Here is an 18,791-nt window from a genome sequence, read left to right on the forward strand (position 1 = left end):
GCGCGGCCATGACCCGGCGGGCGGGCCCTAGTTGGCGGCCCGGGCGTCCAGGGCTTGGAGGGCGGCGTCGGCGCCCAGGGTGGTCAGGGCCTCGCGCAGGGCGCGGTCTTGCTGCGCGGCGTAGAGGGCGAACGGGTCGAGCACCGGGCGGTCGAGGGCCTCGGCGAGGCGGTGGGCGTCAAAGGGGGCGGCGTCGCGGAGCGGGTCACGGGTGCCGTCGCCGGTGAGGTTGGAGTGGAAGATGCCGGCGGCGGAGCGGGGCAGGAAGTCCTCGTAGACGAGGGGCTGCGCGGTCAGCCAGCCGTCGGCGAGCAGACCGGCGAGGTCGGCGGGCGGGCGGCGGCCGTCGCGGGGGCGGTCGGTCACCGGCCGGTGGGCGAAGAACGCCAGCCCCTCGACGGCGAGTTGGCGCTCGGTGCGGGGGAAGTCCCGTTCCCACAGGGCGCGGGCGATGCGCTCCCGTTCGGCGGCGGGGCGGCCGGCGGCGGTGCGGTCGACCTCCGCGGTGAGGGCGTCGTAGCGGGCCCGGCCGGCGCGGGTCAGGGCGATGCCGCGGGCCTCGACCTCGCCGAAGCGGACCCGCAGGGCGCCGCGGGTGAGCCGGCCGTCGGGCTCGCGGAAGGTGCGGGCCTCGTCCAGCGCGCGGAAGGAGGTCTGGCGCAGCAGCACGTCGGGACCGGCCCAGCGCGGCGGTCCCTGGATGCGGTCGATCATGGTGATGCCGCGCTCCCCCATCCGCCGGTAGAGGGCGTCGATGTCCAGGACGCGGGGCGTGAGGTGGTTGATGTGGGTGCTGGTGACCCCGCCGATGTCGGCGGCGACCGCGGAGATCCGCTCCAACTCGGCGTACCAGGCGCGGTCCACGGGCTCGGTGGCGAGGGTGAACGCGTCGACGGCGAGGGCGAGGAAGCGTGCGGCGTCCGACTCGGCCAGGCCGCCCTCGCGTTCGGCCCGTTCGGCGAGCCGGAGGAGTTCGGGCGGGAAGAGTTGCCGACGGGCGAGGAAGGCGGTCAGCCGGGCCTGAAGCTCCGGGTCGAAGAAGCGGCGGTCGCCGGTGGTGAGGAGGGAGGTGAAGACGCGGAAGGGGTTGCGGTCGAGTTCGACGGGGTCGGTGGGGCGGAAGGCGGTGGAGACGACGGGGACCGCGCCGATGTCGCCGTCCCGCAGGTCGTAGAAGCCGACGGGGTGCATGCCGAGGGCGGCGAAGATCTGGGCGGCCTGGCGGAGTTCGGCGGGGGTGCCGACGCGGATGGCGCCGTGGCGTTCGGCGGTGACCCGGTCGATGCTGCCGAGCCGGCCGGCGTCCGGGTCGCGGCGGGCGACCTCGTCGTTGATCTGCCCGGCGACCTCCAACAGCGTGGTGTAGGCGGGGACTTCGGTGCCGTACATGGCGGAGAGCCGGCGGGCGAAGGCGGCGCGCAGTCGCCAGGTGGGGACGTGGGGCATGGGTCGCTTCCTTAGGGGCGGGTCAGATGATGTGGGCCTCGGGGCGGGCGGCCGGGCGGCCCTCGAAGCGGGTGGCGGCGAGCGGGCCGACGTCGAGGAACGGTTCGCGGCGCAGATAGAGGTCGCGGACGATCTCGCCGACGGCGGGGGCCTGGAGGAAGCCGTGGCCGGAGAAGCCGGTGGCGTAGAGGAAGCGGCCGGGGTGCGGGGCCTCGCCGATGAGGGCGTTGCGGTCGGGGGTCATCTCGTAGAGGCCGGCCCAGCCGCCGGTGATCGGCGCCGTTGCGAGTTCCGGGGCCCGGCGGGCCGCGGCGGCACGGAAGGGGGCGAGCCATTCGCGGCTGAACTCGCGGTCGAAGCCGGGGGGTTGGGCGGGGTCGGAGAGGCCGAGGAGCAGGCCGTCGGCGCCGTCGTTGTGGAAGTAGAGGGTGGAGGCGTAGTCGAGGGTGAAGGGGATGCGGGGCGGGCGGGGGCGCAGCGGGCCGGTGAAGGCGATCTGCCGGCGCAGCGGGGTGACCGGGAGGGCGACCCCGGCCAGCGCGGCGACCTGCCCGGACCAGGCGCCGGCACAACAGATCACGGTGCGGGTGCGGACGGTGCCGTGCGGGGTGCGGACGGCCTGGAGATGGCCGTCGTCGGTGACGTCGAGGGCGGTGACCGGGCAGCGGGTGCGGACGGTGACGCCGAGCCGGCGGGCCGCGCGGAGGTAGCCGTTGACCGCGGCCTTCGGTGTGGCGTAGCCGTCGGTGGGCGAGAAGGCGGCGGCGACGAGGGTGGTGGGGTCGAGGTAGGGGCAGAGGTCCTGGGCGGCCCGCGGGGTGATCAGGCGGCTGGGCACGCCGTGGGCGTTCTGGATCTCCACGCCGCGGGCGAAGGTGTCGCGTTCGGTCTCGCTGCCGAGGAGGAAGAGGTAGCCGACCGGGTCCAGTCCGACGTCGGCGCCGGGGCGGCGGGCGAAGTCCCGCCAGGCGGCCAGACTGCGTTGCCCGAGGCGGATGTTGAGCGGGTCGGAGAACTGCGCGCGGACGCCGCCGAGGGGCTTGCCGGAGGAGCCGGACGCCGGCAGGTCGCGCTCCAGCAGCAGTACCCGGCCGGCGTCCGCCTCGGCCAGGTGGAAGGCGATGCTGGCGCCGATCACCCCGCCGCCGATGACCACGACGTCGGCGGAGGCGGGGAGCGGGACGGGCGGGGGGTCGGTGACGGGGGGAGCCGAAGTCATGGGGTGGGCCATCCGGGCCGCCTTCCCTGTCGCGTCGACGCGTGGGACGTCCGGCCTCGGCAAGGCCGCCGGGCCGGTGCCCTTCGATGGTGACCGTCGGGCCGTCGCCCGTCCATGCAGCGTCGTTGGAGGTGATCTATCAGGAGGTGTGCGGCCGCGGGGGTTTGCGGCGGCGGGGATGGCTTCGGCGAGGGGTGGGTAGGGTCCCGCCGTGGAATTGCCGGGGGTGCAGCTGCGGACGCTGTTGGAGCTGACCCGGAGCCGCACGATGACGGCCGCCGCGGTCGCGCTGGGCTACACGCCGGGCGCGGTCTCCCAGCACGTCGCCGCGCTGGAGCGGGCCACCGGCACCGAGTTGGTCCGCCGGGCCGGCCGCCGGATGGAGCTGACGGACGCCGGGCAGACGCTGGCGGAGCACGCCGAGCGGATTCTGGGGGCGCAGGCCGAGGCGGTGGCGGCGCTGGAGCGGTCCCGCGGGAAGGTGGCCGGGCGGCTGCGGCTGGGCGTCTTCGGGACGGCGGCGGCGATGCTGCTGCCGCCGGCCCTGCGGCGGTTGGCCGCGCAGCATCCCGCGGTGCGGGTGGTGGGCCGCGAGGTGGACGTGGACCAGGCGTACGGGGAGGTGCGGGCGGGGCGGGTGGACGTGGCGCTCGGCCTCGACTACCCGGACGCGCCGCTGGACCGGGATGGCGCGGTGGAGTTGGTGCGGCTGCGGTCGGAGCGGTTCTCGCTGGCGGTGCCGGCCGGGCGGGCGCCCCGGGAGGGGGAGCGGCTCCCGCTGACGCTGGCCGGGGCCGCGGGGCACGACTGGATCCTGCCGCCGGCCGACTCGTATTACGGGCGGGCGATCCGAACGGCCTGCCGGCGGGCGGGCGGTGAGCCGCGGGTGGTGCACGAGGTGACGGACACCGCGACGTCGCTGGCGATGGTGGGGGCCGGTCTGGGGGTGGCGCCGCTGACCGCGCTGATGCTGCGGCTGCGGTCGGAGGGCATCGTGGCGGTGCCGCTGCGGGAGACCGTCGAGCGGCACATCGTGGTCGCGGTCGGCGCGGCCGCGCGGGGCCGGCCGTCGGTGACGGCGCTGATCGCGGCGCTACGGGCGGAGGCGGAGCCGGGGACGGGCGCGGGGAACGTCACACGCAGGAGTCAGACCGGCCGGTCGGCGGCGCTTCGCTCGCAGGCGTGAGTCCACGGCTCGGTGGCCGGGTCAGTCCGCGACGTCGGCGTCCTGGGCCGGTGGCCACGCGGGGCGGCTGGCGGCGGGGACCGCGGCCAGCGCGTGGCCGACCGTCGGGTAGCAGGAGAAGACCCCCAGCGACTGCGTGCCGACCAGCAGCTTCAGCATCCGTACGCCCAGGGACGCCAGCAGCAGCCGGCCCTCCAGGCGCCGGCAGAGCCACTCCAGGGCGAGCAGGCAGCTCAGGCCGCGGGAGTCGCAGAACCGCAGCGCGGTCAGGTCCAGCACGAGGAAGCGGTGCCCGGCCGAGACGACGGACCGGGCCTCGGCGAGGAACGTCTGCTCGGTGCGGAGGTCCAACTCCCCGCTGACCCGCAGCACCGCGCACTCGTCCTCCTGGACGAGTGCGGTGACCGCCAACGACCGCATCTCCGAGCTCATGGCGTCCAGCCTAAGCGCCGTCGTACCCCGCACCACCGGTGTGGCACCGGCGTGCGCTGGCCGGCCCGGGGCGCGGCGACGGGCGCACGCAGGGGCGGAAACGGGCCCGGCACCCGCGCCGGGGCCCGCAAAACGGCCTTCGGAAGCGGGCAAAAACGGGCGGCTTTGGTTCCGTAACGGGCGGCGGCGGGCAGGTGATCTGTTGCTATAAACCTGGCTGCGGGCAGAAACGGGCGCCGCTGTGACCGAACGGAAAGCGATCCGCACAGGACGCGACCGTTCGGAAGCGGGCGGACGGAGCGCGGCGGGCGGATCCCGCCAGGGGCAGGAGTGAGCGATGAGGGCCGAGGAACGCCAGAGCCGCCTGCTGGTGCTCGCCCGGCAGTCCGGGCGCGTGGAGGTGGCCGAGGCGGCCGAGGCGTTCGGGGTGGCCCGCGAGACCGTCCGGCGCGATCTGCGGGAGCTGGAGCGGCGCGGGCTGGTCCGGCGCACGCACGGCGCGGCCTACCCGGTCGAGAGCGCGGGCTACGAGACCACGTTGGCGCGGCGGGAGACCCAGCAGGTGCCGGAGAAGCGGCGGATCGCGGCGGCCGCGGCGCAGCTCGTCGGCGAGGCGGAGACGGTCTTCGTCGACGAGGGGTACACCCCCGAGCTGGTCGCGATGCTGCTGCCGACGGACCGGCCGCTGACCGTGCTGACCGCCTCGCTGCGCACCGCCTCGCTGGTGGCGGCGTCCGACACCACGACCGTGTTGCTGGCCGGCGGGCGGGTGCGGGCCGGGACCCAGGCGACGGTCGGGCCGTGGTGCCGGGACATGCTCGCCGGCTTCGTGGTCGACCTGGCCTTCCTCGGCGCCAACGGGATCTCCCGCGAGCACGGCCTGACCACGCCCGATCCGGCGGTCGCCGACGTGAAGGCGCAGGCGGTGCGCTCGTCGCGGCGGCGGGTGTTGGTCGGGGTGCACAGCAAGTTCGGGGCCAGCAGCTTCTGCCGGTTCGCCGCGATCGGCGACGTCGACGCGATCGTCACCGACACCGGGCTCTCCGCGCCGGAGGCCCACCGCTACTCCCTCCTGGGGCCGCAGGTGCTCCGGGTCTGACTCCGACACCCCTCCCCCCTCACCGCCGCCGGCCCGGCCGGCAGCACATCTGGCATGCCCATGCCCGTCCCTCGGGCCGAACCACCCGGAAAGGCAGGAGCCGTGCGCGCACGATCCCCCGGAGCCCCCGGCGGCGCGGGCCGCCGCCTGAGGCGGCTGGCCGCCCTCGCGGCCGCTCTGTCGCTGACCGCCACCGGCTGCTACCGCGGCGCCGGCGGCACCGACGACGGCGGTCCGCACACCCTCAACGTGCTGATGGTCAACAACCCGCAGATGGTGGACCTCCAGCGGCTCACCGCCGAGCACTTCACCAAGGAGACCGGCATCCGCGTCCACTTCACCGTGCTGCCGGAGGACGACCTCCGCGACAAGATGAGCCAGGACTTCTCCAGCCAGGCCGGACAGTACGACGTGGCCAGCCTCAGCAACTACGAGACGCCCATCTACGCCCGCAACGGCTGGCTCACCCCCTTGGGCAAACTGGCCGCCAGGGACCGGGAGTTCGACCAGAAGGACGTCCTCGCGCCGGTGCGCTCCTCGCTCACCGCCGCCGACGGCGAGGTCTACGCGGAGCCGTTCTACGGCGAGTCGTCGTTCCTGATGTACCGCAAGGACCTGCTGAAGGCGGCCGGGCTGACCATGCCCGCCCGGCCGACCTGGACCCAAGTCGCCGCCCTGGCCGCCAGGTTGGACGGCTTCCACAAGGGCCTGAAGGGCATCTGCCTGCGCGGACAGCCCGGTTGGGGGCAGCTCACCGCGCCGCTGACGACGGTGGTCAACACCTTCGGCGGCACGTGGTTCGACAAGAACTGGAAGGCCGGGGTGGACAGTCCACAGTTCGCCCGGGCGGTCCGCTTCTACGTCGACCTGGTCCGCGCGCACGGCGAACCGGGCGCGCCCCAGGCCGGCTACACCGAGTGCCTCAACGCGATGCAGCAGGGCAAGGTCGCCATGTGGTACGACGCGACCGCCGGCGCCGGGTCGTTGGAGAGCGCGGACTCCCCCGTCGCCGGCAGGATCGGCTACGCCCCGGCGCCGGTCGAGCGGACCCGCAGCGCGGGCTGGCTCTACACCTGGGCCTGGGGCATCCAGAAGGCCAGCACGCACCAGGACGCGGCCTGGAAGTTCGTCCGCTGGGCGTCCGGCAAGGGCTACGAGCAGTTGGCGGGACGGGAGTTGGGCTGGTCGCGGGTGCCGGGCGGCAAGCGGGCCTCGACCTACCGCGACCCGGCGTACCGCAGGGCGGCCGGGGCGTTCGCGGCGGCGACCGAGCGGGCGATCACCTCGGCGCGGCCCAACGCCCCGGGGGTGCAGCCGCGGCCGGCGCCCGGCATCCAGTTCGTGGGCATACCGGAGTTCTCGGACCTGGGGACCAAGGTGTCACAGGAGATCAGCTCGGCGATCGCCGGCAAGCAGAGCGTCGCCGACGCGCTGCGGACCGGCCAGCGGCTGGCGCGGGAGGTGTCCGATGCGTACACCGCGCGCTGACCGGGCCGGGAACTGGGCCCGGCGGGCCCCGCTGCTGCCCGCCCTGGTCTTCCTGATCGCGGTCACCCAACTCCCGTTCGTGGCAACGGTGGTGATCTCCTTCCTGCGCTGGAACGCGCTCGCCCCCGACCACCGCGGATTCGCCGCCCTGGACAACTACCGGGCGGTGGTCACCGACCCGGCGCTGCGCGCGTCGATCGCCACGACGGTGCTGCTGACGGTGTCGGTGGTGCTGACCAGCCTGCTGCTGGGGCTCGGCCTGGCACTGCTGCTGGACCGCAGGTTCCGCGGCCGGGGCCTGGTCCGTACCCTGCTGATCACCCCGTTCCTGGTGGTGCCGGTGGCCGCCGCGCTGCTGTGGAAGCACGCCCTCTACAACGCCTCGTACGGGCTGCTCAACGGCGTACTGACGTGGGTGTGGCGCCTGTTCGGCGCCGGCGACCCGCCGCAGCCGGACTGGATGACCAACTCCCCGCTGGCGGCCGTCGCGTTGTCACTGGTCTGGCAGTGGACGCCGTTCATGATGCTGATCCTGCTGGCCGGCCTGCAGAGCCGGCCGGCGGACGCGGTGGAGGCGGCCCGGATGGACGGGGCGTCCGCCTTCGGCATCTTCCGCCACCTCACCCTGCCGCACCTGCGGCGCTACCTCGAACTCGCGGCGCTGCTGGGCACCGTCTACATCGTGCAGAACTTCGACGCGGTGTTCACCATCACCTCCGGCGGACTGGGCACCGCCAACCTCCCCTACACCATCTACCAGACCTTCTACCAGGCCCACGACTACGGCCGGGCGTCCGCGCAGGGCGTCGTGGTGGTGCTGTGCTCCCTACTGGTGGCGAACTTCGCCCTGCGCACCGTGTCGTCCCTGCTGCGCGAGGAGATCACCCGATGACGCGAGGAGAGAGCCGGGCCGGGCGGCGGACCCGGGGTGTGCTGGGGCTGGTGGCCTGGCTGTGCGGGCTGGCCTTCTTCCTGCCGGTGGCGTGGATGGTGCTGACCTCCTTCCACCGCGAGACGGACGCCGCGACCAACCCGCCGAGCCTGACCGCGCCGCTCACCCTGCACGGATATCAGGAGTTCTTCGGCGCGGGCGGCGCGGGGGTGAGCCCCTGGCCGCCGCTGCTCAACTCGCTGACCGCCTCGGTGGCTTCGACACTGCTGGTGCTGGTGCTGGCGGTCCCGGCGGCGTACGCGCTGTCCATCAGGCCGGTGCGCAAGTGGCGCGACGTGCTGTTCTTCTTCCTGTCGACCAAGATGCTGCCGCTGGTGGCCGGGCTGCTGCCGCTCTACCTGGTCGCCCAGAACACCCGGATGCTGGACAACATTTGGCTGCTGGTCGTCCTCTACACCTCGATGAACCTGCCGATCGCGGTGTGGATGATGCGGTCCTTCCTGGCCGAGGTGCCGGTGGAGATCCTGGAGGCCGCCTCGCTCGACGGGGCCGGGCTGCCCACCACGCTGCTACGGATCGTGGCGCCGGTCGCCCTGCCGGGCCTGGCCGCGACCGCGCTGATCTCCTTCATCTTCAGCTGGAACGAGCTGCTGTTCGCCCGGGTGTTGACGGGCATCGTGGCCGGCACCTCCCCGGTGTTCCTGACCGGCCTGGTGACCAGCCAGGGCCTGTTCCTGGCGAAGGTGTGCGCGGCGGCCACCGTGGTGTCGCTGCCGGTGCTGGTCGCCGGCTTCGCCGCCCAGGACAAGCTGGTGCAGGGGCTGTCGCTGGGCGCGGTGAAGTGAAGCCGGGGCGGCGGGAGTTAGGGGTGCGATGGGAGTGACGGGGGTGGCCGGACCGGTCAGCCGCCGCCATGGGGCGCGTCGTCGAGGAGCGCCACCAGCCGGTCGACGAACGCCCGTTGGGCCGTGACCAGCCGCTCGCGGGCCTCCTTGGGCGTGCACCAGGCCACCCGGTCGATCTCCGGGAAGCTGCGCAGGACCCCGGAGCCGCGCGGCCACTCCATCTCGAAGGTGCCGGGCACGATCCGGTCCGGATCGAGGTCGCCCGCGACGGCCCAGACCGTCACCACCTTGCCGCCGGACTGCCGGACCTCCCCCAGTGGTACACACCGGCCGTCCGGCGGCGCCGTCCCCAACTCCTCGGCGAACTCCCGCCGGGCCGCAGCCAACGGCTCCTCCGGCGGCAGGTACTCCCCCTTCGGCACGGTCCACGCCCCCGCGTCCCGACGGGCCCACAACGGCCCGCCCATGTGCGCCAACAGCACCTCGACGCCGCCGCCCGCACCCCTGCGGTGCAGCAGCAGCCCGGCACTGCGCTTCCCGGTCCCGGCCATGCGTGCCGTCACCGCCGCCCCGCCAGCACCGTCTCGATCGTGTCGGCCTCCGCCGCCGTCTTGTCCTCCCGGTAACGCACCACGCGGGCGAAGCGCAGGGTGACGCCGGCCGGATAGCGGGGCGAGGTCTGGAGCCCGTCGTAGGCGATCTCCACGACGAGTTCCGGGCGGACCGTCACCACATGGCCGTCGTCCGCCACCGCCCGCTCCCGCAGCCGTTCGGTCTGCCAGTCCAGGGTGGCGTCGGTCAGGCCCTTGAAGGTCTTGCCCAGCATGACGAAGCCGCCGTCCGCGGTCCGCGCCCCGAGGTGCAGGTTGGAGAGCCGGCCGGTGCGCCGACCGTGCCCCCACTCGGCCGCCAGGACCACCAGGTCCAGGGTGTGCACCGGCTTCACCTTGAGCCAACCGGCGCCCCGGCGGCCGGCGTTGTAGGGGGCGTGGAGCGCCTTGACCACGACGCCCTCGTGGCCGCGGCGCAGGGCTGCGGCGAAGAACTCCGCGGCGGCGGCCCGCGCCCCGGCGTCGTCCGGCTCCGCCACGACGAGCCGCCGCACCCGCGCCGACTCCGGTACGAGCGCGGCGAGTTCGGCGGCCCGCTCCGCCCCCGGAAGATCCAGCAGCTCGCGGTCGCCGAGCGCGAGGAGGTCGAAGAAGACCGGGGTCAGCGGGAGTGCCGCGCGGGCCGCGTCGACGTTGGTACGGGAGCCGAACCGGCCGGCGACCCGCTGGAACGGCACCGGCCGCCCGTCCGCCCCGAGCGCGATCACCTCCCCGTCGAGGATGCACCGCGCGGCGTCCAACTCCCGTACGACATCCACGACTTCGGGCAGCCGGTCGGTGACCTCGTCCAGGGTGCGGGTGTGGATCCGCACGTCCGGGCCGTCCCGGTGCACCTGGACCCGGATGCCGTCCAGCTTCTCCTCCACCGCGCAGCGGCCGAGCCGGTCGATCGCCTCGTCGACGGAGCCGGCGGTCCCCGCGAGCATCGGCCCGACGGGGCGGCCGACGGTGAGCCGGAAGCCGGCCAGCGCCGGCGGGCCCTCGGCGAGCAGCGCGGCGGCGACGTCCGGGAGCGAGCCGGCGAGCATCACGGCCCGCCGCACCGCGTCCGCGGGCGCACCGGTGGCCGCGGCGAGCCCCTCGACGGCCAGCGCGTCCAGGGCGCCCTGCCGCACCTCGCCGGTCAACAGCCCGTACAGGAACCGCTGTTCCTGGGCGGTGGCCGCGGCGAACAGTTCCCGGACCAGGCGCCGCCGTTCGGCCTGCGCGCCGGGGCCGGCGACGTGGGCCAGGGCGGTCAGCGCGGCGTCCACCCCGCGGACGGTGAGGGTGGCCGCGGCCGCGGGCGGCGGCGGGTCGCGCAGCACGCTCCAGCCGACCCCGATCCGCCCCTGGGGCAGCCGCCCGGCCAGGTAGGGGATGACCAGCGGGGCGTCCTTAGGGTCGGCGGCCCGGAAGAGCCCGGCCAGCAGCGCGACCTTCCGCGACCGGGCCGAGGCGGCGGCGACCTCCGCCGACACCTGTGCGAGCGCCGCGAGCAACATACGGTCATCCTGCCCCCGCGACGCCCCGACCGCTTCCGCAACGGCCCGGCACCGGGCCCCACCCCGGGCGCTACCGTGAAGAGGTGACCGCGCCCCGCGTCCCGACCCCCCTCGACGCCCCTTCCGACGGCGACGGCCCCACCCCGGCCACCGCCTCGTACGTCTGGTACGCCGCCTACGGCTCCAACGCCCACCCGGAACGGCTCGGCTACTACCTCACCGGCGGCCGCCCACCGGGCGGGCTGCGCGACTTCCCCGGGTGCCGCGACCCCCGCCCGCCGCGGCGCAGCGCACCCCTCCTGCTGCGCGGCCGCCTGTACTTCGCCACCGAGTCGGCGGTCTGGACCGGCGGCCGCGCCTTCTACGACCCCGACGCCGACGGCGAACTCCCCTGCCACGCCTATCTCCTGACGCTCTCTCAATTCTCCGACGTGGCCGCCCAGGAGATGTACCGGGACCCGACCGCGGACCTCGACCTGACGCCGGTCCTCACCCACGGCCGCGACCGACTGGGCCCCGGCCGCTACGAGACGCTGCTCTGCCCCGGCCGGCTCGACGGCCACCCGGTACTGACCTTCACCGCCCCCTGGCACCGCGCGGACGTGCCCCCGAACCCGCCGTCCGCCGCCTACCTCCGCCATATCGCGGCCGGCATCGGCGCCGCCCACGGCTGGCCCCCGCACCGCACCGCGGCCTATCTCGCCGCGTGCCCGGGGGTGCACCCACGGTGGTCGACGGCGGACATCGCGGCCCTGCTCGCCCCGGACCACCCGGGCCCCACCCCCGCCCCGTGACCGACTTGCAGAAGCCCCCGAGCGGCGTTATGCCGGACGTAGGTGTGGACGTGGCTTCTGACTCCCCTGGCTAGGGGGTGCACACTGTGCTGTTCACTGACCGAGCGGACGCCGGACGGCAGCTGGCCGAGGCGTTGCGCCACCTGGAACAGGAAGAACCCGTCGTCCTGGGCCTGCCTCGCGGCGGGGTCCCGGTGGCCTATCAGGTGGCCCAGGCCCTGCGCGCCCCCCTCGACGTGATCGTGGTCCGCAAGCTGGGCGTCCCGTACCAACGGGAGCTGGGCTTCGGCGCGATCGGCGAGGGCGGGGTGCGGGTGCTCAGCGACGACATCATCCGCCGGGGGCGGGTCGGGCCCGAGGACGTCGCCTCGGTACAGCGCGCCGAGGAGGCCGAACTGACCCGCCAGGCCGGGCGCTTCCGGGCCGGCCGGGCGCGCCTGCCACTGGACGGCCGGACCGCGATCGTCATCGACGACGGCATCGCGACCGGTTCGACCGCGGCGGCCGCCTGCCAGGTCGTCCGCGCCCAGGGCGCGGCCCGGGTCGTGCTGGCCGTCCCGGTGGCGCCGCCGGACGCCGCCGAGCGACTGCGCACCCTGGCCGACGAGTTCGTCTGCCTCTCCACCCCGTACGCGTTCTCCGCGGTGGGCGAGTGGTACGAGGACTTCTCCCAGACCTCGGACGACGAGGTGGTCTCCCTGCTGGCGCAGGCCGCGGCCGGCACCGCTCCCCGGGCCGGCGCCCGCGCCCGGACGGCGCGCGGCGCGGGCGAGCCGGAGGAGGTGCGGATCGACGCCGGTCCGGTCCGGCTGACCGGGGACCTGACGCTGCCCGCGCCGGGCGGACCGGTGGTGATGTTCGCGCACGGCTCCGGCAGCAGCCGGCACAGCCCCCGCAACCGCGCGGTGGCCGTGGCCCTGAACCGCGCGGGACTGGGCACCCTGCTCTTCGATCTGCTCACCCCGGCCGAGGAGTTCGACCGGGCCAAGGTCTTCGACATCGACACCCTGGCCCGGCGGTTGGCCGACGCCACCCGCTGGCTGCAAGACCGCGAGTCCGTGCCGATCGGCTACTTCGGCGCCAGCACCGGCGCCGCGGCCGCGCTACGGGCCGCCGCCTACCCGGATGCGGAGATCGGCGCCGTGGTCTCCCGCGGCGGCCGCCCCGACCTCGCCGGCCGCTCGCTGCTCGCCTCCGTCCGGGCCCCGACGCTGCTGATCGTCGGCGGCGCCGACACCCTGGTCCTGGATCTCAACCGCCAGGCCCAGTCGGCACTGACCTGCGAGAACAAGCTCGAAATTGTCCCCGGCGCCACCCATCTCTTCGAGGAACGGGGCGCCCTGGACCAGGTCTCCGCGCTCGCCCGCGACTGGTTCACCCGCCACTTCCACCTGCAGCCGGCGTAGGCGTACCGCACACCTGGACCGCAACGGCGGCCGGCGCCCCGCTCGTTGGGGCACCGACCGCCGCGCACCCGGACCGACGGCTCACACCATCGGACAGACCCTAGTACCGCAACGTCCCCGCGATCCCGCCGACCTCGGCGAGCACACCGTCGGGGACGAACCGCACCTCCGCGCCGGTGTCCAACGACCGCTCCACGATCGAGTCCACGATGTCCTCGACGGCGTCCCGGGCGCCGGGCTCGGCCGGCATGAGGTGGCCGCCGGCCTCCCGCACGGTCTCCCGGTAGTTCTCCTCCACCGCCAGCAGCGCGACCCGGCCCACCTCGGCGTTCTGCCGGAGCTCGTCCACACCGGCCGCGAAGGCCCGGCGACCGCGCGCCCGGTCCAATTCGGCCAGCACATCGGCGACTTCGGCCTCCGCGCGCTTCTCGGCATACGGGCGGATCGCCTGCCACAGCGCGTCCGGCGGGCCACTCGCCAGCCCCGTCTGCGGCACCTGGGTCACCGCGATCTTGGTGCCGGTGCCACCCCGCACGACCGTCCCGGCATCGTCGAACAGCGAGAGCGCCGCCGCCTCGCCGACCACGTACAGCGGCCGCGGATCGGTCCTGACGACGGCCGCGAGCGCGGTGTCCGCGTCCCGCAGGAACCTGCGGGTGTGCTCGTCACGGAAGGTGCTGGGCACGTCGCCCACCTGCAACTGGTCCTCCGGATCGGGGTCCACCAGGCTGCGGGTCAGCGGGAATCCGCCCCGGTGCACCTCGGTGACGCGGTCCACCGCACCGCTCCACAGGCTGACGCGGTCGGCGGAGAGCGCCAGCACCCAGAACGGATGCTCGGCGGCCTGCGCGGCAACCAGGTTGCGGGTGAGGAAGGTGTCCGAGAGCACCACCCGGGCCGGGACCGCACGGCCCAGCGACCACACCTGGTGCTCCCCCGGCGCCGCGAAGACGACCATGCCCTCCTCGGCATGCGTCAGGTCGATCTCCGACGCCGCCCGGTCCAACTGCTCGATGACATCGATCCGTCGCTCCCTGGAGACGTCCGGATCGTCCTGGAGCCGCTCCTTGGCCTCCGCCAGCATGTTCCGCAGCAGGACCGGGTCCTGTGCACTGTCCGGCTCACGGCGGTGCGTGGGCAGCAGCACCGACACGGCCGGATAGGGCCGCTGCCGGCGGAGTTCGGCGAGGTCAGCGGAGCTGAGCGCAGCATGCATCGGAACCCTTCTTTCGGTGCGGGGATTCACGAGGCGGAAGCGGAACCGCAGAGGGGCAGCGGAACCGCGGTACTACGAACGATATGCCCGATTCCCCGGTCGGGCAGCAGGTGCGCAGACCGCCGCATCCCGCCCCCGTGGCCGCGGGATTGCCCCCCGCACAACCGCCTCCCGGCCCCGGAAGCGACCTTGCACCATCCGTGGTGTCATCGAAGAAAAGACGCCCCGCGCACCGCGCGGACGCCATGCGCTGAACGTCCCAGGAGCACTCCCACAACGCTCCCAAGAACGCTCGGTAGCACCCGAAACACCCCCAGAACACCGAACCCTGCGACAGCGGGAGGAATCATGGCCGGCAACCTGCGAGCCCGGGACATCATGACCGGTGGCGTGCAATGCGTCGGCGCGCACCAGTCGTTGAAGGACGCGGCACAGATGATGCGCGATTTGAGGGTCGGCGCACTGCCCATCTGCGGCGACAACAACAAGCTGACGGGCATGATCACCGATCGTGACATCGTCATCAAGTGCTGCGCCGAGGGCATCGACCCGTCGACGGTGCAGGCCGGTTCGCTGCAGAGCAAGATCCACTGGATCGACGCCGACGCGGACGCCAAAGACGTCCTGCGCACCATGGAGCAACACCGGATCAAGCGCCTCCCGGTGATCGACGTCAAGGGCGGTCACCAACTGGTCGGCATGATCACCGAGGCCAATCTGGCCAAGAGCCTCACCGACGCCCAGGTCGCCGAATTCGCCAACCGCGTCTACGCGAGCGCCTGACCCCCACCCCTCACTACGCGGCGCCCGGGACGCGTTGCGCAGCGGCCCGGCCAACGGACGCCGTTGGCCGGTGCGTTGACGCGCCCCACCACGGGCGCACACGGGGTGCCCGGGCCTCTCCGACGACTCAGTGCGCGGTCCACCCGCCGTCCAGGGCCAGCGACGCCCCGGTCATGAAGGACGCCTGCGGGGTGCACAGATACGCCACCGCCTCGGCGACCTCCGCCGGCTCGATGAGCCGCTTGAGCGCCGAGTCGACCAGCAGCACCTCGGTCAACACCCGCTCCTCCGGGATGCCGTGGGCGGCGGCCTGGTCGGCGAGCTGCCGCTCCACGAGGGGCGTGCGGACATAGCCGGGGTTGACGCAGTTGCTGGTCACCCCGTGCGCGGCGCCCTCCAGGGCGGCCGTCTTGGACAGCCCCTCCAGCCCGTGCTTGGCGGCGACGTAGGCGGACTTGAACGGCGAGGCCCGCAGCCCGTGCACGGACGAGACGTTGACGATTCGGCCCCAACCCTGCCCGTACATGTGCGGCAGCGCCCCGCGCAGCAGCCGGAACGGCGCCTCCAGCATCACCGTCAACACCTGGTGGAACACCTCGGGCGGGAACTCCTCGATGGGGCGGACGAGTTGGATGCCGGCGTTGTTGACCAGCACGTCGCAGCCGGCCGCGCTCCGCTCCGCGGCGTCCAGGTCGGTGAGGTCCAGGGGGTGCGGCTCGATGGTGCCGGGGGCGGTGTCGGGCGCCTCCGCCACCAGACCGGCGAGGCCGTCGGCGTCCCGGTCGACGGCGCGCACGGTGGCGCCGGCGGCCGCCAGCCGGTGGGCACAGGCCCGCCCGATACCGCTGGCGGCGCCGGTGACCAGGGCGACCCGGCCACGCAGATCGAGGGAGACCGGCCCCGGCACACCGGGTACGGGAGGGGTGCCCGGGGTAGCGGGCCTGGGAGGGGTGCCCGGCGCGGCCGGCACACCGGGTCTGCTGCTCGCGGTCATCTGCGCATGATCGCAGCGAAGTCCCCGCCGCAACAGCCTCCCGGAGCGGCCTGCGACACTCACCCGAACGGCCGCCCCCGCGTGCCACCGCCACACCCGGCCTCCTAGCGTCGAACGACATGGCGGGCCGACTGCGCACCGCCGCCCTAGGAGGCCGACATGCACAGGTTGCTCGCCGTGCCGACCGTGCTGCTCGCCCTGGCGGCCACCGGCTGCGGGGCCGGAGAGGGCCTGGGGGAGACACCGGCCTCGTCCCCGTCCGCCCCCGGCGCCGGCCCGTACGGCACCCCACAAGCGCCGGCCTCCCCCACCGTCCCGGGCCAGCCGGTGAGCTGCGGCGAGATCGCCGACGCGCTGGGCCAGGCGCACGGCGTCGCGCTGTTCGCGGACCCCGGCGCCGGCGGCACGGTGGGCTGCGGGGAGGTCCGCGCGGTGATGAAGGAGTTCTTCCTGCGGGCGCCACCGCAGTCCCGCAAGCTCCCCGGATCGCTGGCCGTGCGCGGCTGGTCCTGCCACTACGACGGCGGCCCGACCGGCACCTGGGTCACCGAGTGCCGGCGCGGCGAACGGGAGATGCACACCGAGGAGGCCGACCAGGGCGGCGACCCCAACGGCCCGCCGGACGGCTCGGAGCTCCCCAGCGCGCCCGACGAGTCCTCGCTCCCGAACGGCCAACCCTCGACCACCGAGCTGTAGGCGCCCCGACCCCGACCATGACCCATCGGGCAGAAGTGTCCTAGCCCTGGCTCGACTCCGCCTCCCGCATCCCCCGGAACCACGTCGGGCCGGCCTGACGCGCCTTCTCGATACGGCTGCGCGCGTAGTCGTCCAGCTCCGGCAGCGCATCGATCGGGAACCAGCCGACGTCGAGCGACTCGTCGTCGTTGACCCGCGCCTCGCCGCCGACCGCCCGGCAGCGCAGCGTGATGTCCATGAACTGGCACGCGTCCCCGTTCGGATACCGGACCGGTGCCATGGCCTCGACCAGGACCACGCCCTCGGGGACGGCGTGCACCGCGGTCTCCTCGTGGACCTCGCGGACCGCGGTCTCGGCGGGCTGCTCACCGGGCTCGGGGATGCCGCCGATCACCGACCAGCCGCCGGTGTCCGCGCGCCTGGCGAGCAGTACCCGCCCGTCGTCGTCGAAGACCACCGCGCTCACCCCGGGCAGCCACAGCAGCTTGGTGCCGATGTCGGCCCGGAGGTCGCGGATGAAATCGGGGGTTGCCATGCACCGACCCTACGGGACCCGACGATCGGTGCCGCCCGGCCCGTTGACGCCCTAGGCCGCCGACGTCGGCCGGCGCAGTCGGAGCCGTTCTCGGACGCAGGCCACCGCGCCCTGGGCGTCGTCCACGGTGACGGTGAAGGTGCGCCCGTCGCCGAGCCGGAGCACCAGCGCCTCGCCGCGGCGGACGACCACGGCGGTGCCCTGCTCGGGGCGCCAGCGGTAGCCCCAGCCGCCCCAGTGGCGCGGGGTGACGCGGGGCGCGAAGTCGGCGTCGACGACCGTGTCCAGGGGGATCCGGCGGCGCGGCACTCCGATGTGGCCGCAGCGCACCTCCAGGCAGTCCGCGTCGACCCGGACCGCGACGCGGACGAAGGCGAGGGTGCCGAAGAGCACCAGCAGCCCGGCCGCGACGCAGCCGACCACGGCCATCACCAGGGGGGCCAGGCCGGAGGTCCAGGTGCTGTTGACGGCGAGCCCGACGCCCAGCGCCAGGCAGGCCGCGCCGATGCCGGCCAGCAGCCACTGGAAGCGGTTGGTGGCGCTGCCGTGCCAGACCGCGGGGATCTCCGGGTGGGAGCCGCCGGTGGGGCGGACACCGCCCGGGGCGGCGTCCGCGCCGGGGTGCTCATCGGGGGCTGCGGCCCCCTCGTGGGGGTGGTCCCTCATGGGACGCAGCGTACGCGCCTTCGCACCCTGGGGCAGCGCACGGAACGGGCGGTGACGCCCCGTGCGTCAGGCGCTGTGCGGGGCGGCCGGGACGGCGCCGGCGAGCAGCCGACCCTCGGCGTAGGCCAGGACCACCTCGGGCAGCGGGCCCGGGCGGCCGCTGAGCAGCACCTGGAGGGTGCCGGTGGGGGCCGCCGCGGGGGCCGGTTCGGCGCCGGCCCGGCGGAGCGCCTGGGCGGCGACCGCCTCGGCGGAGCCGTGCAGCACCAGGGGCGCGGCGCCGGGCTGTTGGACGGCGGCGCGGATGCGCTCGGCGACCAGCTCGTAGTGGGTGCAGCCCAGGACGACGGCCCGGACGTCGGGCGGGGTGAGCGCGGCGGCCGCGGCCACCGCGGCGTCGATCGCGTCCTCGTCGGCCTGCTCGACAGCGTCGGCGAGGCCCGGGCAGGGCACGCCGGTGACCGCGACGCCCTGCGCGAAGCGGGCGATCAGGTCCTGCTGGTACGGGCTGCCGGTGGTGGCCGGGGTGGCCCAGATGGCGACCGGGCCGCCGCCGGCCGCGGCGGGCTTGATCGCCGGGACGGTGCCGACGACCGGGATGGTCGGCTCCAACTCTGCACGGAGCGCGGGCAGCGCGTGCACGGAGGCGGTGTTGCAGGCGACGATCAGCGCGTCCGGGCGGTGGGCCGCGGCGGCGCGGGCCACGGCCAGGGCGTGCGCGGTGACGTCGTCGGGGGTGCGCGGGCCCCACGGCATGCCGTCGGGGTCGGTGGAGACGATCAGGTCCGCGTCCGGCCGCAGGCGTCGCACAGCGGCGGCCGCCGGGAGCAGGCCGGTTCCGGAGTCCATCAGCGCGATCTTCACCCGGACACTTTACTCAACGGGCCGGCCCGCTTGTCATACCGGGCCGGGCAGGCCGGACCGGGCGGACGCCCGACGGTGCGTGTCGGGCGCCGGTCCGCGGCGGTCCCGGTGGGGCACACTGCGGCCGTGGAAGCG

At 74.7% G+C, this 18,791-nt stretch carries 19 protein-coding genes; 9 read left to right on the forward strand and 10 right to left on the reverse strand.

What is annotated here, in order from left to right; translation table 11 throughout:
• Positions 1-27: 27 nt before the first annotated feature.
• Both ACFVFQ_RS23390 and ACFVFQ_RS23395 read right to left on the reverse strand, forming a co-directional pair.
• Positions 28-1,446, reverse strand: coding sequence for a 2-oxoadipate dioxygenase/decarboxylase family protein (locus ACFVFQ_RS23390; protein ID WP_383419140.1), 1,419 nt, complete (start codon positions 1,444-1,446; stop codon positions 28-30).
• Between the two features lie 22 nt (positions 1,447-1,468).
• Positions 1,469-2,665, reverse strand: a complete 1,197-nt coding sequence (locus ACFVFQ_RS23395; RefSeq protein WP_383419142.1) for an NAD(P)/FAD-dependent oxidoreductase — start codon at positions 2,663-2,665, stop codon at positions 1,469-1,471.
• A gap of 211 nt (positions 2,666-2,876) precedes the next feature.
• Between ACFVFQ_RS23395 and ACFVFQ_RS23400 the strand changes: the two genes are divergently transcribed.
• Positions 2,877-3,851: a LysR substrate-binding domain-containing protein gene (locus ACFVFQ_RS23400; RefSeq protein ID WP_383419144.1), complete on the forward strand. Its 975-nt coding sequence runs from the start codon at positions 2,877-2,879 to the stop codon at positions 3,849-3,851.
• Positions 3,852-3,872: 21 nt separating this feature from the next.
• On the opposite strand, the gene ACFVFQ_RS23405 is transcribed toward ACFVFQ_RS23400, so the two are convergent.
• Positions 3,873-4,283: an STAS domain-containing protein gene (locus tag ACFVFQ_RS23405; RefSeq protein WP_383419146.1), complete on the reverse strand. Its 411-nt coding sequence runs from the start codon at positions 4,281-4,283 to the stop codon at positions 3,873-3,875.
• A gap of 337 nt (positions 4,284-4,620) precedes the next feature.
• Here ACFVFQ_RS23405 and ACFVFQ_RS23410 point away from each other — a divergent pair, with 337 nt between their 5' ends.
• From ACFVFQ_RS23410 to ACFVFQ_RS23425, 4 genes are all read left to right on the forward strand, one after another.
• Complete coding sequence (locus tag ACFVFQ_RS23410) at positions 4,621-5,382, forward strand: DeoR/GlpR family DNA-binding transcription regulator (RefSeq protein WP_383419148.1); 762 nt, start codon at positions 4,621-4,623, stop codon at positions 5,380-5,382.
• A 102-nt stretch (positions 5,383-5,484) separates the two neighbouring features.
• Complete coding sequence (locus ACFVFQ_RS23415; RefSeq protein ID WP_383419150.1) at positions 5,485-6,870, forward strand: ABC transporter substrate-binding protein; 1,386 nt, start codon at positions 5,485-5,487, stop codon at positions 6,868-6,870.
• Positions 6,851-7,762: a carbohydrate ABC transporter permease gene (locus tag ACFVFQ_RS23420; RefSeq protein ID WP_383419152.1), complete on the forward strand. Its 912-nt coding sequence runs from the start codon at positions 6,851-6,853 to the stop codon at positions 7,760-7,762. Before ACFVFQ_RS23415 ends, ACFVFQ_RS23420 begins: the two co-directional genes overlap by 20 nt.
• Positions 7,759-8,607 (forward strand): carbohydrate ABC transporter permease, encoded by an 849-nt coding sequence (locus tag ACFVFQ_RS23425; RefSeq protein WP_383419154.1) that lies wholly within the window; start codon positions 7,759-7,761, stop codon positions 8,605-8,607. The genes ACFVFQ_RS23420 and ACFVFQ_RS23425 overlap by 4 nt, the downstream gene beginning before the upstream one ends.
• Before the next feature lie 56 nt (positions 8,608-8,663).
• Here ACFVFQ_RS23425 and ACFVFQ_RS23430 read toward each other — a convergent pair whose 3' ends face one another.
• Both ACFVFQ_RS23430 and ACFVFQ_RS23435 read right to left on the reverse strand, forming a co-directional pair.
• Positions 8,664-9,158 (reverse strand): NUDIX domain-containing protein, encoded by a 495-nt coding sequence (locus ACFVFQ_RS23430; protein ID WP_383419156.1) that lies wholly within the window; start codon positions 9,156-9,158, stop codon positions 8,664-8,666.
• Between the two features lie 8 nt (positions 9,159-9,166).
• Positions 9,167-10,702 (reverse strand): ATP-dependent DNA ligase, encoded by a 1,536-nt coding sequence (locus tag ACFVFQ_RS23435; RefSeq protein ID WP_383419158.1) that lies wholly within the window; start codon positions 10,700-10,702, stop codon positions 9,167-9,169.
• Positions 10,703-10,785: 83 nt separating this feature from the next.
• Between ACFVFQ_RS23435 and ACFVFQ_RS23440 the strand changes: the two genes are divergently transcribed.
• The gene (locus ACFVFQ_RS23440; protein ID WP_383419160.1) at positions 10,786-11,496 is read left to right on the forward strand and encodes a histone deacetylase; all 711 of its coding nucleotides are present in this window, start codon (positions 10,786-10,788) and stop codon (positions 11,494-11,496) included.
• Between the two features lie 86 nt (positions 11,497-11,582).
• Positions 11,583-12,902: a phosphoribosyltransferase family protein gene (locus tag ACFVFQ_RS23445; RefSeq protein ID WP_383419162.1), complete on the forward strand. Its 1,320-nt coding sequence runs from the start codon at positions 11,583-11,585 to the stop codon at positions 12,900-12,902.
• Positions 12,903-13,002: 100 nt separating this feature from the next.
• On the opposite strand, the gene ACFVFQ_RS23450 is transcribed toward ACFVFQ_RS23445, so the two are convergent.
• Entirely contained in the window at positions 13,003-14,118 is a 1,116-nt protein-coding gene (locus tag ACFVFQ_RS23450; protein WP_383419164.1) for a chemotaxis protein, read from the reverse strand.
• A 348-nt stretch (positions 14,119-14,466) separates the two neighbouring features.
• Here ACFVFQ_RS23450 and ACFVFQ_RS23455 point away from each other — a divergent pair, with 348 nt between their 5' ends.
• A complete protein-coding gene (locus ACFVFQ_RS23455; protein ID WP_383419166.1) occupies positions 14,467-14,901 on the forward strand; it encodes a CBS domain-containing protein in 435 nt (144 codons plus the stop codon).
• Between the two features lie 127 nt (positions 14,902-15,028).
• Here ACFVFQ_RS23455 and ACFVFQ_RS23460 read toward each other — a convergent pair whose 3' ends face one another.
• Complete coding sequence (locus ACFVFQ_RS23460; protein WP_383419169.1) at positions 15,029-15,895, reverse strand: 3-hydroxybutyrate dehydrogenase; 867 nt, start codon at positions 15,893-15,895, stop codon at positions 15,029-15,031.
• A 159-nt stretch (positions 15,896-16,054) separates the two neighbouring features.
• On the opposite strand from ACFVFQ_RS23460, the gene ACFVFQ_RS23465 reads away from it, so the two are divergent.
• Positions 16,055-16,591 carry a hypothetical protein gene (locus tag ACFVFQ_RS23465; protein ID WP_383419171.1) on the forward strand — a complete coding sequence of 179 codons (537 nt, stop codon included), beginning with the start codon at positions 16,055-16,057 and terminating at the stop codon, positions 16,589-16,591.
• A 40-nt stretch (positions 16,592-16,631) separates the two neighbouring features.
• Here ACFVFQ_RS23465 and ACFVFQ_RS23470 read toward each other — a convergent pair whose 3' ends face one another.
• The 3 genes from ACFVFQ_RS23470 to ACFVFQ_RS23480 form a co-directional block, all read right to left on the reverse strand.
• Complete coding sequence (locus ACFVFQ_RS23470) at positions 16,632-17,126, reverse strand: NUDIX domain-containing protein (RefSeq protein WP_383419173.1); 495 nt, start codon at positions 17,124-17,126, stop codon at positions 16,632-16,634.
• Positions 17,127-17,177: 51 nt separating this feature from the next.
• On the reverse strand, positions 17,178-17,792 hold the full coding sequence (locus ACFVFQ_RS23475; RefSeq protein WP_383419175.1) for a hypothetical protein: 615 nt from the start codon (positions 17,790-17,792) through the stop codon (positions 17,178-17,180).
• Between the two features lie 66 nt (positions 17,793-17,858).
• On the reverse strand, positions 17,859-18,656 hold the full coding sequence (locus ACFVFQ_RS23480; protein ID WP_383419177.1) for a glutamate racemase: 798 nt from the start codon (positions 18,654-18,656) through the stop codon (positions 17,859-17,861).
• Positions 18,657-18,791: the final 135 nt, after the last annotated feature.

It is taken from the genome of Streptomyces sp. NPDC057743, from assembly GCF_042798755.1.
Taxonomy (GTDB): Bacteria; Actinomycetota; Actinomycetes; order Streptomycetales; family Streptomycetaceae; genus Streptomyces.